Origin of the sequence: Kribbella sp. CA-253562, assembly GCF_050942265.1 — a bacterium.
Classification (GTDB): domain Bacteria; phylum Actinomycetota; class Actinomycetes; order Propionibacteriales; family Kribbellaceae; genus Kribbella.
On the sequence record NZ_CP192049.1, the window covers coordinates 5,573,660 to 5,587,525 of the forward strand.

A 13,866-nucleotide genomic window follows, 5' to 3' on the forward strand; every position below is an offset into this window, starting at 1 on the left:
CTGGCAGGAGGGCTCCCCACCCCCCTTACACGCCGGAACCAGCCCCCACCGGTTGTGCCCGACGCTCGGATCCTAGGAGTGACTTCCACTGCGCGCGGTGTTGATGAGGAGACTCTCACCGAGATGAGCCGTTTCTCATCGACGCCGGTGCCGCGGAGGCTGTCGGTGGCGGGTGCGAGGATCGTGGGGTGGACGAGCGGTGGGCGATCGCGCCGGCGGAGGGTGGCGGGGCGCTGCTCGTCGCCCTGCGCCCGGACGGGCAGCCCGCCGGGGAGATCGTGCACGAGCCGGATCTGGCCGCGGCGGTCGCGTCACGGCCTCAGGTGACGCGCTGGGTCTGGCGGTCGACGGCTGAGATCTACCCGCGGCTGCTGGCGGCCGGCGTACGGGTGGAGCGGTGCTACGACATCGAGACCGCCGAAGGGCTGCTGCTCGGCCATGCCGGACGGCTCGGCGAGCCGCGGTCGGCGGCGGCGGCCTGGGCGCGGCTGACCAACCAGCCGGTGCCATCCGATCCGCCGATGCGGGCCACCGAGCCGGGCGGTGAGCAGTCGTCGCTGTTCGACATCGAGACCGAGCCACTGCCGTTCGAAGCACTCCTGCGGGTGTACGCCGATCAGTTGCGCCGGCACCACGACACCGAGCACCCGGAGCGGATGCGTTTGCTGACGGCGTCCGAGTCGTCCGGCTGGCTGATCGCCACGGAGATGGATCGCGCCGGCCTGCCCTGGAGCGCGGAGGACCACCGGGCCTTGCTGACCGAGTTGCTCGGTGAGCGCTACGCGGGTGGCGGCGAGCCGCGGCGCCTGACGGAGCTGGCCGAGCAGGTGTCGGAGGCGTTCGGCCGACGGGTGCGGCCGGACCTTCCGGCCGACGTACTGAAGGCGTTCAAGCAGGCGGGGTACCAGCTCAGCTCGACCAGGCGGTGGGAGCTGCAGACGATCGACCACCCGGCGGTCGAGCCCCTGATCGAGTACAAAAAGCTCTACCGCATCTACACGGCGAACGGCTGGTCCTGGTTGCACGACTGGGTCCACGACGGCCGCTTCCGTCCGGGCTTCGTCCCCGGTGGCACGGTGTCCGGCCGCTGGGTGACCAACGGCGGTGGCGGGCTGCAGATTCCGAAGGTGATCCGCCGGGCGGTCGTCGCCGATCCCGGCTGGCGGCTGGTCGTCGCGGACGCCTCCCAGCTGGAGCCGCGGGTGCTGGCCGCGATCTCCCGCGACGAGGGCCTGATGAAGGTGGCCGGTGACGCCGCCGATCTCTACAAGGCCGTGTCGGACACCGCGTTCTCCGGCGACCGCGCGAAGGCCAAGCTGGCCGTGCTCGGCGCGATCTACGGCCAGACCTCCGGCGACGGCCTGAAGAACCTCGCCGACCTTCGCAAGCGGTTCCCGAAGGCCGTCCAGTACGTCGACGACGCGGCCCGCGCCGGCGAGGAAGGCCGCCTGGTCCGCACGTGGCTCGGCCGGACTTGTCCTCCGTCGGGCTCCCAGCTCGACGCGGCCCAGCTGGAGGGTCCACCCGCCGACGAGCCGCAGGTGGACGGACGCCGGGCCCGCGCCCGTGGCCGCTTCACCCGCAACTTCGTCGTCCAGGGCAGCGCCGCCGACTGGGCGGTGCTGATGATGGCCGCGCTGCGCCAGTCGATCACCTCGCTCAAGGCCGAGCTGGTCTTCTTCCAGCACGACGAGGTGATCGTGCACTGCCCCGCCGAGGAGGCCGAGCAGGTCGCCGCCGCGATCCAGGCCGCCGGTGACCTGGCCGGCACGCTCTGCTTCGGTCCGACGCCGACCCGCTTCCCGTTCGGCACCGCGATCGTCGAGTGCTACGCCGACGCCAAGTAGCCCGGCAGCCCGAAGCGCGCGAAGTCGACGTTCTCGAAGGCGGTCATCTCGGCCACCAGCCCCTGCTCGATCCGGAACACCACGACCGCGAACGGCTCGAACCCGCGACCACCCTCCAGGTACGCCGCCACCGCCGGCTGACGGTTGACCCGCGCCACCTCGAACCGCCAGCGCCCCCGGTTGGCCGGACCACCGGGCTCGAAGTTCGCCGCGAACACCTGCTCGGCCTTGTCCCGCCCGCTGTACCAGAACGGGTACGGCGGCATGGTTACCCGCACGTCCTCGTGCATCAGCGCAGCCAGCCGGGCGGCGTCGCCCGCCTCGAACGCCGCCATGTACCTCGCCACCAACTTCTGCTCCGCTTCGGATGGCTCGGCTGACCACTCCGTACGCCGAGCCGGCAGGTGCTCACGCAGGACGGGCCGCGCCCGCTGCAGCGCCGAGTTCGCCGCCGCGACGGTCAGGTCGAGCACCTCAGCGGTCTCCTTCGCCGACCAGCCGAGCACGTCCCGGAAGATCAGCACCGCGCGCTGCCTCGGCGGTAGCTGCTGGATCGCGGTCAGGAACGCCAGCTCGATCGTCTCGCGCCGAATCACCTGCGCGTCCGGCTCCTCGGCCCGGTCGAGCAGGACGTCCGGGAACGGCTGCAGCCAGGGCAGGTCGTGACGGGCCGGCAGCGCCTCGGCCGGGAACGACTCCGGCTCCAGCTGGTACGGCAGGACGCGCCCAGGACGTCGTACGTCGTCGAGGCAGGCGTTGGTCGCGATCCGGTAGAGCCAGGTGCGCAGACTCGAGCGGCCTTCGAAGCCGGACCGGCCGCGCCAGGCCCGCAGGTAGGTCTCCTGGACGAGGTCCTCGGCGTCGTCGTACGAGCCGAGCAGCCGGTAGCAGTGCACCCGCAGCTCGTGCCGGTAGCGCTCGGCCTCCTGCTCGAAGGTGTCGTCGGTCAACTGCCGTCCTCCAGCTCGATCGTGCTCGGCATCGGCGCGTGACCGGCCAGCCGGAACCAGGTGACCAGCCGCCGGTTCCGGAGGTTGCGGGTGGACACCACGATGTCGTTGTGGAATCGCCGAGCCAGCTGCACCCGGCGTACGGCGGCTGCCAGCTCGCCCGCCCATGGTTGCTCGTCGGTGTCGATCGCAGCGATGGCTCTGGTCAGCGCGGACTCCCGCTGCTCGCGCTCCTCCTCCGGCGCGGTCCTGGCCCGGTGCGCCGCGTCCAGGAGCAGCAGCGACGACGCGGGATCCAGTACGTCGCTGACGGCCAGCTCCGCGACCAGCGCGGACCGGCGGGCCAGCTCGGTGTCGAGTCGAGCCCGAGCCGTGGCGACGCGGTGGTGCAGACGGTCGAGCCGGCCGGCCGTCCAGCTGCCGTAGAAGATCACCAGCAGCATCACGACGGCGCCGACCAGCACCAGTACGCCGGAGAGCTCCACGGCCCCATTCTCAGGGTCCCCCGGCGACGGGCTCTTACGGGGCGCTGACGGTCCGCCCGGAACCGGCAACGACCCGGCGGCCAGCCCCTAGGTTCGGAATCATGGCAGAGATCGGTGTGATCGGTGGTTCCGGCTTCTACTCGTTCCTGGCCGACGCGCGGCCCGTCGCGGTCGAGACGCCCTTCGGTCCACCCAGCGAGCCGCCGGTGGTCGGCGAGGTCAACGGCCGCGAGGTGGCCTTCATCCCGCGCCACGGCGCCGACCACCGGCTGCCGCCGCACCGGGTGAACTACCGCGCGAACCTGTGGGCGCTGCGCTCCCTCGGTGTCCGGACCGTGCTCGGCCCTTGCGCCGTCGGCTCGCTGCGCCCTGAGCTGGTCCCCGGCACGATCGTTGTGCCCGACCAGTACGTCGACCGCACCTGGGGCCGCGAGCACACCCTGTACGACGGCCCGCCGCGCCCGGTGGTGCACACCTCCCCCGCCGACCCGTACTGCTCGGCCGGCCGCCGTACGGTTGTTGCTGCTGGCAATGACATCGTCGACGGCGGCACGATGGTCGTGATCAACGGTCCGCGCTTCTCCACCCGCGCCGAGTCCCAGTGGCACGCCGCGCAGGGCTGGTCCGTGGTCGGCATGACCGGCGCGCCCGAAGCCTCGATCGCCCGCGAGCTGGCCGTCTGCTACACCTCCGTCGCCGTTGTCACCGACCACGACGCCGGTGTTGTCGCCGGCGAAGGCGTCACCCAGGCCGAGGTGTTCGAGGTCTTCAGCCGCAGCATCGACCGCCTCAAAGCCCTGCTCAGTGCCGTGATCGGCGAACTCCTGACTGGCGATTGCAGCTGCCACCACTCCCTCGACGGCACCGCCGCTGAGCACCTGTGGACGCCGGAGGTGGTCCGATGAGAGTCCTGGTCACCGGCGGTGCGGGTTTCATCGGCCGCCACGTCCACGCGCAGTTACTTGCCGAGGGCCACGACCCGGTCGTACTCGATTCGCTTCGCCCGGACGTGCACAGCACTGCGCCCGAAGACCTGCCCGGCCTGATCGTCGGCGACGTCCGCGACCCGGACACCGTCGACACCGCACTGCGCGGCGTCGACGTCGTTGTCCACCTGGCCGCGAAGGTCGGCCTCGGTGTGGACCTCGACGACATCGACGACTACGTCTCCAGCAACAGCCTCGGCACCGCGGTCCTGCTCAAACAGCTCGCGCACAGCGAGGTCCGCGGCCTGGTCTATGCCAGCTCGATGGTCGTGTACGGCGAAGGCCGCTACGAGTGCGACCGGCACGGAGCGGTCGCGCCCGGCCCCCGGCGTACCGAGGATCTGGACGCCGGCCGCTTCGAGCCGCCCTGCCCGCTCTGCGGCGCGCAACTGCGTCCCGGCCTGGTCGACGAGACCGCTCCGACCGACCCGCGCAACACCTACGCCGCCACCAAGTTGAACGGCGAACACCTGGCGGCCGCGTGGGCACGGGAGACCGGCGGCCGCGTCGCCGCAATGCGTTTCCACAACGTCTACGGCCCCGGCATGCCCCGCAACACCCCGTACGCCGGCGTCGCCTCGCTCTTCCGCTCCGCCCTGGCCCGCGGCGAGGCCCCGCGGGTCTACGAGGACGGCGGCCAGCGTCGCGACTTCGTGCACGTCCAGGACGTCGCCACCGCGGTGACCACGGCAGCCGCCGCCGTCACACAAGCGCAGCACCCGGCGCTCACGGCGTACAACGTGGGGAGCGGGACCGTTCAGACGATCGCCGACCTGGCCACCGAGCTGGCCAAGGCCTGCGAGGGGCCGGCGCCGGTCGTCACCGGCCAGTACCGCCTCGGCGACGTACGCCACATCACCGCCAGCTCCCAGCGCCTGCGCGACACGCTCGGCTGGAAGCCCACCTACGACCTGGCCACCGGCGTCGCCGACCTGGTTCGCTCGGGCCGGTAGGGCTTACGGCGTCGTCGTCACCTGCGGCAGGTCGATGCTGAACGCGCAGCCGCCGGGAACGTTGCTGACCTCGATGGTGCCTTCGTGCGACTCCACGACTCCCCTGGCGATCGCCAGGCCGAGTCCACCGCCGCTGCTGCCCAGGTCGGTTCCGGCGGACACGGTGGCGGGGGTGCGCTGCTCGTCGCCGCGCCACCCGATGTCGAACACCCGCTCCAGGTCGTCGTCGGGGATGCCACCGCAGCCGTCGGTGACGGCCAGCCGGACCCGCCCGTCGGCCTCCCGATCGACGGCCAGCTTCACCGTGCCGCCCGGCGCCGTGTGCCGGATCGCGTTGCCGACCAAGTTGCTGACCGCGCGAGTGAGCTCGTCCGCGTCGCCGTGAACCGCCAGCCGGTCGTCGTCGTCCGGTGCGCTGACCGCCACCGTGACGCCCTTCGACCGGGCGTGCTCGGTGGTCTCGCCGGCCACGTCCTCGGCCAGCTCGCGCAGGCTGACCGCCGATCGGCGCCGCGGCGGCGGAGCGGTCGACAACCGCGACAGCTCGAACAGGTCGTCCACCAGCCCGGTCATCCGGTCCACCGTGGTCCGCATCTGCCGGAGTGCTCCGGGTGCGTCCTCGATGACGCCGTCCTCCAGGCCCTCCGACAACGCTCGCAGGCCGGCGAGCGGCGTACGGAGGTCGTGCGACATGAACGCGACCAGCTCGCGCCGGCTGGCCTCCAGCGCGCGTTCCCGCTCCCGGGACGCCGCCAGGCGGGCGCGGGTCGTCTCCAGCTCGTCCGTCAGCTCGGCGAGCTCCGCGGGCACGTTGCCGTTCGACACCGCTCCCACCGCCTCGTACGACGTACCGAGGTGCCGCAGTCGCCGCCCGACGTCCCGTGAGCCGGCGCTGATCCAGTGCGCGAGCATCACCGACATCGCCAGCCCGAGCAGGCCGGAGAACGCCAGCGTCCAGAGCACCACCAGCGAGTCGTGCGCGGAGATGAACATCGCCCGGACGCTCTGCCCGACCGCGGCCAGCGCTGCCGCCAGCGGAGCCAGCGACACGACGATCATCGTGATCCGCAAGGACCGCCGGCGGAACCGCCACAACACGACCGCGCCGATCGCGCCGACCAGCAGCGTCCAGAGCGCGGTCATCGCGAGGATCGTGACCTGGTCGCGGTTCATTGCGCCTCTCCGGCGAAGCGGTAACCGGTCCGCGGCACGGTCAGCACGAGCTTCGGGTCGGACGGGTCGGCCTCGATCTTCTCCCGCAGCCGCCGGATGTGCACGGTGACCGTCGAGGAGTCGCCGAAGTCCCAGCCCCAGACCCGCCGCAGCAGCTCGGCCTTCGTGTACGCCTTGCCCTGGTGCGCGACCAGGAACGCCAGCAAGTCGAACTCGCGATGCGTCAGCGACAGCTCCGCGCCGTCCAGGGTCGCGGTCCGGGCGGCGGTGTCGACGACGACCGGACCGGAGTGCAGCTTGGTCGGCGTCAGGTCGAGACCGGCCAGCCGCTCCTCACGCCGCAGCATGGCCTGCACGCGCAGCGTCAGCTCGCGCGGGCTGAACGGCTTGACCACGTAGTCGTCCGCGCCGAACTCCAGCCCGACCAGGCGGTCCTCCTCCTCGCCACGCGCCGAGAGCATGATCACCGCCGCACCGTCGTCCGCGGCCCGCAGCCGCCGCAGCACCTCCAGACCGGACAGGCCGGGCAGCATCACGTCCAGTACGACGACCGACGGCTTCCACTGCTGCCAGACCTCGACCGCCTTGACGCCGTCCGCGACCACACGGGCGTCGTACCCGGCCTTGGTCAGGTATGCCGACACCACGTTCGACACGGTCGGGTCGTCGTCCACCACGAGCACACGAGTAGCCACGGTCAGAGCCTAAGTGGTGCGGTCACCCGGTCCTCACGGCCGGACCGGCCGTAAGCGACCTGTAGCCGCTCGCTGGGCCGCAACCCGCCGGAATTTCCCTACCGTCGAAGAGTGTCCGCTGCCGAGGTCGACCTGATCCTGCCGTGTCTCAACGAGGCCGCCGCGCTGCCCTGGGTGCTCGGGCGGCTGCCGGACGGCGTACGGGCTGTTGTCGTCGACAACGGCTCCACCGACGGCTCTGCAGAGATCGCCACGACGCTGGGCGCCACCGTCGTGCGGTGCGCGGTGCGCGGGTACGGCGCGGCCTGCCACACCGGGCTGGAGGTCGCCACGGCCGAGGTGGTCGCATTTCTGGACGCCGACGCGTCGCTCGACCCGCGCCAGCTGGTCAGGGTCACCGCACCCGTGCTGTCGCGCCGGATGGACCTGATGCTCGGCCGCCGCCGGCCCATCTCCCGCGCCGCCTGGCCCTGGCACCTCCGCCTCGCCAACGCCGAACTGTCCCGCCGCATCCGCCGCCGGACCGGCGTACGGCTGCATGACCTGGGTCCGATGCGCGCAGCTCGTCGTGAGGCGCTGCTGGACCTGCAGCTGGTCGATCGGCGCTCCGGCTATCCGCTGGAGACGGTCGTGAAGGCCGCCGACGCCGGCTGGCGGATCGCCGAGGTCGACGTGGACTACCTGCCACGCTCCGGACGCTCCAAGGTCACCGGTACGCCGCTCGGCGCGGCCCGGGCGGTCAAGGACATGTCGAAGGTGCTGGCCCGATGACCGCCGGCACGCTGATCGTGATCGCCAAGGCCCCGGAGCCCGGCCGGGTGAAGACCCGGCTCCAGTCGGAGTTCACCCCGAAGGAGGCGGCCGCGCTGGCCAGGGCGTCGCTGTCCGACACCCTCGCCGCCGTCAGCGCCACCCCCGTACGCCGGTACGTCGTCGCGCTCGACGGCGCACCCGGGTCCTGGCTCCCCGACCGGTTCGCCGTGGTCACCCAGCGCGGCGACGGACTCGACGAGCGCCTCGCCGCGGCCTTCGAGGACGCGTACGACGGGTCGCCGATGCTGCTGGTCGGCATGGACACCCCGCAGCTGACTCCGGCGCAGCTGGGCGTCGACTGGGACGGCCACGACGCCGTGCTCGGCATGACCGAGGACGGCGGCTACTGGTGCCTCGGGCTGCGCACCCCCGATCGGCGGGCGCTGGTCGGCGTACCGATGTCGACCGACCACACCGGGCAGGACCAGCTGACGCGCCTGCAAGCGCTGGGCTACCAGGTGAAGCTGCTGCCGACTCTGCGCGACATGGACACGCCGGTGGACGCGGCGGTGATCGCAGCGGCGTACCCGGAGCTGCGGGTGTCGCGGCTGCACCGGCGGCTGCAGACGTCGGCTCACCCGGCGCTGCTCTTCGAACGCGCGCTCGACGGAGTGGAGGTCGTTGCCACCGGCACCGACGGACGGATGCTGCCGGGACTGAGCGAGGTGGACCGCTGGAATGCCCCGGCCGACGAAGCCGACCGGCTCGCGCTGAGTCGCTGTGAGGGCCCGGTGCTGGACATCGGCTGCGGTCCGGGACGGATCGTGACGGCTCTGGCCGAGCAGGGCATCGCCGCGCTCGGCGTCGACATCTCCGAACAGGCCGTCCGGCTGACGACCAACCGTGGCGCACCGGCGCTGCGCCGGCCGGTCGAGGACGCACTGCCCGGCGAAGGCCGGTGGGGCAGCGTGGTGCTGATGGACGGCAACATCGGCATCGGCGGGCATCCCGAGTCGCTGCTTCGCCGCTGCGCCGAGCTGATCCGGCCGGACGGCGTCGTGCTTGTCGAGGTCGATCCCGACGACGACCTCGACGACACCCGCCCGATCGTGCTGCGGACCACGACGGGTCGGCGGTCGCACCCACTCCCCTGGGCTCGGCTCGGCACGCGCGCCGTCCTGCGTCACGCCTACGCGGCGGGTCTGCGCCCCACGGAGGACTGGCGGACCAACCATCGGGCCTTTCTCACCTTCCGCCGCGCCTCGTGAAGACGCTTGTCGTGGCGGTCGCCTGCAGTGCCGCGGTGATCGTCACCGCCGCGTACGGGTGGTGGCCGAACGTCGTACTGATCGGCGCTTCGTTGCTGGTCGTGGCGCTGGTCAAGCTTGGTGGGCCGAAGAGCGTGCTGCTGCTCGTGGCGGGCGCCGCGGTGTGTCAGGTGCCTGGGCTGCTGCACGCGCCGATCACCAGCACGGACGCCTACCGGTACGTGTGGGATGGGCGGGTTCAGCTGTCCGGCAGTTCGCCGTACTCGCATGTGCCGTTGGACGACGCGCTCGCCAAGCTGCGCGACCCTGTGCTGTTCCCGGGACTGACGCCTGCCGACCGCACCGGGGTGGTCGGCCCGCCACGAGTCCCGATGGATGCGGCGGGAGTCGCCGCCCTCTCCCAGGACGACCCGCGGACCAGGATCAACCGGCCACTCGTGCCGACCATCTACCCGCCTGTCGCGCAGGCGTACTTCACGGTGGTCGCCCTGGTCACTCCGTGGTCAGCAGGCACCTTCGGGCTGCAACTGGCGGCGGCTTTGATCGCTGTCGGTCTCACCTGGTTACTCGCCGTCGAGCTGAAGCGCCGGGGCCGTGATCCACGCTGGGCGGCGCTGTGGGGTTGGTCACCGATCGTGGCCTTGGAGGCAGGCAGCTCCGCGCACGTCGACGTGCTCGCCGCGTTCCTGGTGATCGCGGCGCTCACCCGCCGCCGTGCCTGGCTGACCGGCGTCCTGCTCGGCGCGGCCGGCGCCGTCAAACTCCTTCCGCTCCTCCTGCTGCCCGCGCTCACCAACCGGCGAACGCCATTGGTTGCCGTCGGCACCTTTGCGGCGAGCTACCTGCCGCACGTGCTGGTCGCCGGCACGCTCGTCGCCGGGTTCCTGCCGGGCTATCTCACCCAGGAGGGCTTCTCCGACGGCAGCTCGCGATCGGCGATTCTCGCGCTGGTACTGCCTCCTGAGGCTCGTCAGGTCACCGCCGGTGTGCTCGCCGCCGGGTTGGCGTTGCTCGCGATCCGCCGGCATGGACGCGAGCCGGTCGCCGTCACCTGCTGCTGGCTGTACGGCGCCGCGCTGCTCGTGGCGACGCCGACGTACCCCTGGTACGGGCTGCCGCTGATCGCGCTCGCCGTGCTCGCCGGACGGGCCGAGTGGCTCGCCGTCCCGCTGGCCGCCTATGCGGCGTACGCGAACTTCGGGCACGAGCTCCGGCAGGGTTTGATCCACCTCAGCGCCCTGCTGGTGGTGCTGCTCTTGATCACGCTGCGTCACCGTCCGGACGCGGTATCCCGGTTGATTTCTGGGCGGAGCGCTCGGACACTGATCCGGGCGCCCCAGAATCACACCTAGCCACGGAGCCCCGAGGCTCCACCCTGAAAGGCAACTACCGTGACCGTGCGTATCGCTCTCGCGACCTCGGCCGACCACCCGGACCTGCACGAGCACGACCTCCCGCTCGTTCCCGCGCTCCGGGAGGCCGGACTCGAGCCCGTCGTCCAGGTCTGGACCGACCCCTCGGTCGACTGGTCGTCGTACGACGCCGTCCTGCTGCGCTCGGTCTGGGATTACCACACCCGGTACCTGGAATTCACCGAATGGCTGGGCCAGCTCGACAAGGCCGGCGTCCGGGTGATCAACGACAGCGGACTGGTCCGCTGGAACTCCGACAAGAGCTACCTGCTCGAGCTGCGCGAGCGCGGCGTCGCGATCGTGCCGTCGCAGGTCGCCGCCGGCGCTTGCCTGCGTGAGGTCGTCGGCGGGCTGTCCGGCCAGGAGATCGTCGTCAAGCCGACGGTCAGCGCCAGCGCGCTGCACACCGTGCGCGGCGTGGCCGGCTCCGAGGAGCTCAGCCGCGCGATGGACGAGCTGCCCGACACGGTCTACCTGGTGCAGCCGTTCCAGCCGGAGGTGCAGACCGACGGCGAGTGGTCGCTGATGTTCTTCGGCGGGGTCTACTCGCACGCGGTCGTGAAGCGGCCGGGCACCGGCGACTACCGGGTCCAGCACGAGTACGGCGGCACCGCCGAGCAGGCCGAGCCGCCCGCCGCCGTCATCGCCGGCGCCACCGAGGCGCTGACCGCGCTCAGCACCACCCCGGCGTACGCGCGGGTCGACGGCATCGTCTCCGCCGGGCGCTTCCTGCTGATGGAGCTCGAGCTGATCGAGCCGTACCTGTTCCTGATCGACCACACCCCGGCGTTCGAAACCTTCGCGCGGACCGTCGCCGAGGCGGTGCGTCAGCCGGCCGGGATCTCCGCGGCGAGGTAGGCGGCGTAGTTGGGCGCCCGGGTCTGGACAGCACGTGCTCGACCCAGGCCCGGCGCTCCTGATCGACGAATTAGGCTCGGCCGCATGCCGACTCTCGCCGACATCCGCCACGCCGCCGCCGGGCTGTCCGGCCGGATCCACCGCACGCCGGTCATCACCTCGAGTGCGCTCGACGAGCTGTTCGGCGCCTCACTGGCGCTGAAGGCCGAGCTGTTCCAGAAGACCGGCAGCTTCAAGGTGCGCGGCCTGCTGCACAAGACGTTGCAGCTCACCGGCAGCGAGCGCGAGCGCGGAGTGATCACCGTGTCGGCGGGCAACGCGGCCGGCGCGCTCGCCTGGGCCGCGCGCGACGCCGGTGTCCCGGCGACCGTGGTGATGGCGAGTACCGCCGTCCAGGCGAAGGTCGACGCGGCGCGCGCGTACGGCGCGCGGGTGGAACTCGTCGAAGGCGACCTGATCGCGGCGTACGAGGCGATCCGGGACGAGCGGCAGCTGACCGGCGTCCACCCGTTCGACGACCTCGACGTGATCACCGGGCACGGCAGTCTCGGCCTCGAACTGCTGGACGACGCTCCGCAGGCGCGCACGGTGCTCGTTCCGGTCGGCGGTGGCGGACTGATCTCCGGCGTCGCGCTCGCGCTGAAGCTGTCCGATCCCTCGGTGCGGATCGTCGGCGTCGAACCCGAGAGCGCCGACGTCGTCAGCCGCAGCCTGGCGGCCGGATCCCCGCAGAAGTTGCCGGCCGCGCGAAGCCTCGCCGACGGCCTGGCCGCGCCGGTCTGCGGCACGCACACCTTCGGCATCATCCAGCAGTACGTCGACGAGCTGGTCCGGGTCGGCGAGGACGCGCTGCTCGACGCCACCCGGCTGGTGATGTCGCGCACCAAGCTCGCCCTCGAACCGGCCGCGGCGGCTCCGTTCGCGGCGCTGCTCGAAGGCAAGCTGCGCCTCACCGGCCCCACCGCCGCCGTGATCAGCGGTGGGAACCTGGACGTCTCGAAGCTCTACTAGACCGCGACCCGTTCGCGGGGTGGGAAGTCGGGCGCGACGCCGTCGCCGGGATCGTCCACCAGGTCGCCCTGGCGGACCGGATCCTTGTCCGGCAGCAGGATGTCGCGGGAGACCATGACCATCAGGTAGAGCGTGCCCGCCATCCGCAGCACGACGGACAACCAGTAGATCTTGTCCGGCGCCTCGGGCTGCCCGGGCGCGAGGAACTGCGCCAGATGCAGCCAGACCATCATCCAGTAGAAGCACTCGCAAGCTTGCCAGATCAGCCAGTCCCGCAGCTTCGGCCGGGCCAGCGCGACCAGCGGCAGCAGCCACAGCACGTACTGCGGTGAGTACACCTTGTTGACCAGCAGGAACGCGGCGACGACCAGGAAGGCCAGTTGCGCGAACCGCGGCGGCCGGGGCGCCATCAGGCCGAGGATCGCGATCGACAGGCACAGGCCCGCGAAGATCACGATGTTCAGCTTGTTGACGTCGGCGACCTCGTTCCCGGCCAGCTTCAGCACGTACCAGATCGAGCCGTAGTCGCTGGCCCGTTCGTCGTTGAAGACCCAGAACGACAGCCACTCGTTCTTGGCCAGCAGGTAGATCGGCGCGTTCACCACCGCCCAGGCGACCACCGCGGCGACCACCGCCTGGAACCACGGCCAGAGCTTGCGCCCCCGCAGACAGACGATTAGCAACGGACCGAGCAGCAGGAACGGGTAGAACTTCGCCGCCGTCCCGAGGCCGAGCAGGATGCCGAACCAGATCGGCTTGCCCCGCGACCAGGCCCACATCGCCCCGGCGGTCAGCACGACCGCGAACAGGTCCCAGTTGATCGTCGAGGTCAGCGCCAGCACCGGCGCGGCCGCGACGTACAGGGCGTCCAGCGGCTGCCCACGCGCCCCGCCCGGACGTGACGCGACCCCGCGAGCGGTCGCGACGGTCAGCCCGACCAGCAGCAGCGCGCAGATGAACAGCAGCGCCACGTTCACCACGAAGAAGACCCCGGCGGTGTCACGCTTCTGCTCGACCGTGACGTCCTGCTTCGGATCGCCGGTGATCACCCAGGTGATCTGCGCCGCGACCTCCATGAACCCACCGGTCAGCACCGGGTACTCCAGCACCGGGTAGTTGCCGGTGTCGAGGAACGGCCGGTTGCCCTCGGCGAAGCCGCGCTCCTGGTACAGGTACCCGATGTCGGAGTAGCACAGCGCCTTGAACGGCCGCCAGCTCTGCCGATCCCAGCCGGCGTCCATGCACGGCGCCTTCTGCAGGACGCCGAGCGCGAACGTGACGGTGCAGACCGCGAGCGCGATCCGCAGCGGCGTCCACCACGACGAGCTCAACCGGGCGAACCGCCCCGCCGGGCCACCGAGACCGACCGTCAGTCCGGCGACAGCCGGATCGGCCTCTGACGGGGCCGGCCGGGCCTGCGCGTCCTGGGCGTCACGTGAGGTCACGGGGGACATCGTCTCCTATCCGGTCGGCCG

13 protein-coding genes are annotated in these 13,866 nt (G+C 71.6%); 8 read left to right on the top strand and 5 right to left on the bottom strand.

Going from position 1 to position 13,866, the window contains the following annotated elements:
• Positions 1-188: 188 nt before the first annotated feature.
• Complete coding sequence (locus ACQPXM_RS26245; protein WP_432937987.1) at positions 189-1,847, top strand: bifunctional 3'-5' exonuclease/DNA polymerase; 1,659 nt, start codon at positions 189-191, stop codon at positions 1,845-1,847.
• Here the strand turns inward: ACQPXM_RS26245 and ACQPXM_RS26250 are convergent.
• Both ACQPXM_RS26250 and ACQPXM_RS26255 read right to left on the bottom strand, forming a co-directional pair.
• On the bottom strand, positions 1,829-2,797 hold the full coding sequence (locus ACQPXM_RS26250; RefSeq protein ID WP_432937989.1) for a sigma-70 family RNA polymerase sigma factor: 969 nt from the start codon (positions 2,795-2,797) through the stop codon (positions 1,829-1,831). The two genes, ACQPXM_RS26245 and ACQPXM_RS26250, sit on opposite strands and share 19 nt — an antisense overlap.
• Complete coding sequence (locus ACQPXM_RS26255) at positions 2,794-3,282, bottom strand: hypothetical protein (RefSeq protein ID WP_432937991.1); 489 nt, start codon at positions 3,280-3,282, stop codon at positions 2,794-2,796. The genes ACQPXM_RS26250 and ACQPXM_RS26255 overlap by 4 nt, the downstream gene beginning before the upstream one ends.
• 101 nt (positions 3,283-3,383) lie before the next feature.
• Here ACQPXM_RS26255 and ACQPXM_RS26260 point away from each other — a divergent pair, with 101 nt between their 5' ends.
• Both ACQPXM_RS26260 and ACQPXM_RS26265 read left to right on the top strand, forming a co-directional pair.
• Positions 3,384-4,187 carry an S-methyl-5'-thioadenosine phosphorylase gene (locus ACQPXM_RS26260; RefSeq protein WP_432937993.1) on the top strand — a complete coding sequence of 268 codons (804 nt, stop codon included), beginning with the start codon at positions 3,384-3,386 and terminating at the stop codon, positions 4,185-4,187.
• A complete protein-coding gene (locus tag ACQPXM_RS26265) occupies positions 4,184-5,221 on the top strand; it encodes an NAD-dependent epimerase/dehydratase family protein (RefSeq protein ID WP_432937997.1) in 1,038 nt (345 codons plus the stop codon). The genes ACQPXM_RS26260 and ACQPXM_RS26265 overlap by 4 nt, the downstream gene beginning before the upstream one ends.
• Before the next feature lie 3 nt (positions 5,222-5,224).
• Here ACQPXM_RS26265 and ACQPXM_RS26270 read toward each other — a convergent pair whose 3' ends face one another.
• Together ACQPXM_RS26270 and ACQPXM_RS26275 are read right to left on the bottom strand one after the other, a co-directional pair.
• Positions 5,225-6,394 carry a sensor histidine kinase gene (locus tag ACQPXM_RS26270; protein WP_432937999.1) on the bottom strand — a complete coding sequence of 390 codons (1,170 nt, stop codon included), beginning with the start codon at positions 6,392-6,394 and terminating at the stop codon, positions 5,225-5,227.
• Positions 6,391-7,089 carry a response regulator transcription factor gene (locus tag ACQPXM_RS26275; RefSeq protein ID WP_077014616.1) on the bottom strand — a complete coding sequence of 233 codons (699 nt, stop codon included), beginning with the start codon at positions 7,087-7,089 and terminating at the stop codon, positions 6,391-6,393. The genes ACQPXM_RS26270 and ACQPXM_RS26275 overlap by 4 nt, the downstream gene beginning before the upstream one ends.
• 111 nt (positions 7,090-7,200) lie before the next feature.
• Between ACQPXM_RS26275 and ACQPXM_RS26280 the strand changes: the two genes are divergently transcribed.
• The 5 genes from ACQPXM_RS26280 to ACQPXM_RS26300 all read left to right on the top strand — a co-directional run bounded on the left by ACQPXM_RS26280 (position 7,201) and on the right by ACQPXM_RS26300 (position 12,391).
• Positions 7,201-7,860: a glycosyltransferase family 2 protein gene (locus ACQPXM_RS26280; RefSeq protein ID WP_432938002.1), complete on the top strand. Its 660-nt coding sequence runs from the start codon at positions 7,201-7,203 to the stop codon at positions 7,858-7,860.
• Positions 7,857-9,110, top strand: a complete 1,254-nt coding sequence (locus ACQPXM_RS26285; protein WP_432938004.1) for a DUF2064 domain-containing protein — start codon at positions 7,857-7,859, stop codon at positions 9,108-9,110. The genes ACQPXM_RS26280 and ACQPXM_RS26285 overlap by 4 nt, the downstream gene beginning before the upstream one ends.
• Positions 9,107-10,462: a glycosyltransferase 87 family protein gene (locus tag ACQPXM_RS26290; RefSeq protein ID WP_432938006.1), complete on the top strand. Its 1,356-nt coding sequence runs from the start codon at positions 9,107-9,109 to the stop codon at positions 10,460-10,462. The genes ACQPXM_RS26285 and ACQPXM_RS26290 overlap by 4 nt, the downstream gene beginning before the upstream one ends.
• Positions 10,463-10,501: 39 nt before the next feature.
• Positions 10,502-11,380: an ATP-grasp domain-containing protein gene (locus tag ACQPXM_RS26295; RefSeq protein ID WP_432938008.1), complete on the top strand. Its 879-nt coding sequence runs from the start codon at positions 10,502-10,504 to the stop codon at positions 11,378-11,380.
• Positions 11,381-11,464: 84 nt separating this feature from the next.
• A complete protein-coding gene (locus ACQPXM_RS26300; protein WP_432938011.1) occupies positions 11,465-12,391 on the top strand; it encodes a threonine ammonia-lyase in 927 nt (308 codons plus the stop codon).
• Here the strand turns inward: ACQPXM_RS26300 and ACQPXM_RS26305 are convergent.
• Positions 12,388-13,845, bottom strand: coding sequence for a glycosyltransferase family 87 protein (locus ACQPXM_RS26305; protein ID WP_432938013.1), 1,458 nt, complete (start codon positions 13,843-13,845; stop codon positions 12,388-12,390). The genes ACQPXM_RS26300 and ACQPXM_RS26305 overlap by 4 nt on opposite strands.
• Between the last annotated feature and the right edge of the window lie 21 nt (positions 13,846-13,866).

Bases quoted from the DNA above. Each gene is read 5' to 3' on its own strand.
- ACQPXM_RS26305 (WP_432938013.1), bottom strand. From the start codon at position 13,845: ATGTCCCCCGTGACCTCACGTGACGCCCAGGACGCGCAGGCCCGGCCG.
- ACQPXM_RS26270 (WP_432937999.1), bottom strand. From the start codon at position 6,394: ATGAACCGCGACCAGGTCACGATCCTCGCGATGACCGCGCTCTGGACG.
- ACQPXM_RS26300 (WP_432938011.1), top strand. From the start codon at position 11,465: ATGCCGACTCTCGCCGACATCCGCCACGCCGCCGCCGGGCTGTCCGGC.
- ACQPXM_RS26285 (WP_432938004.1), top strand. From the start codon at position 7,857: ATGACCGCCGGCACGCTGATCGTGATCGCCAAGGCCCCGGAGCCCGGC.
- ACQPXM_RS26260 (WP_432937993.1), top strand. From the start codon at position 3,384: ATGGCAGAGATCGGTGTGATCGGTGGTTCCGGCTTCTACTCGTTCCTG.
- ACQPXM_RS26265 (WP_432937997.1), top strand. From the start codon at position 4,184: ATGAGAGTCCTGGTCACCGGCGGTGCGGGTTTCATCGGCCGCCACGTC.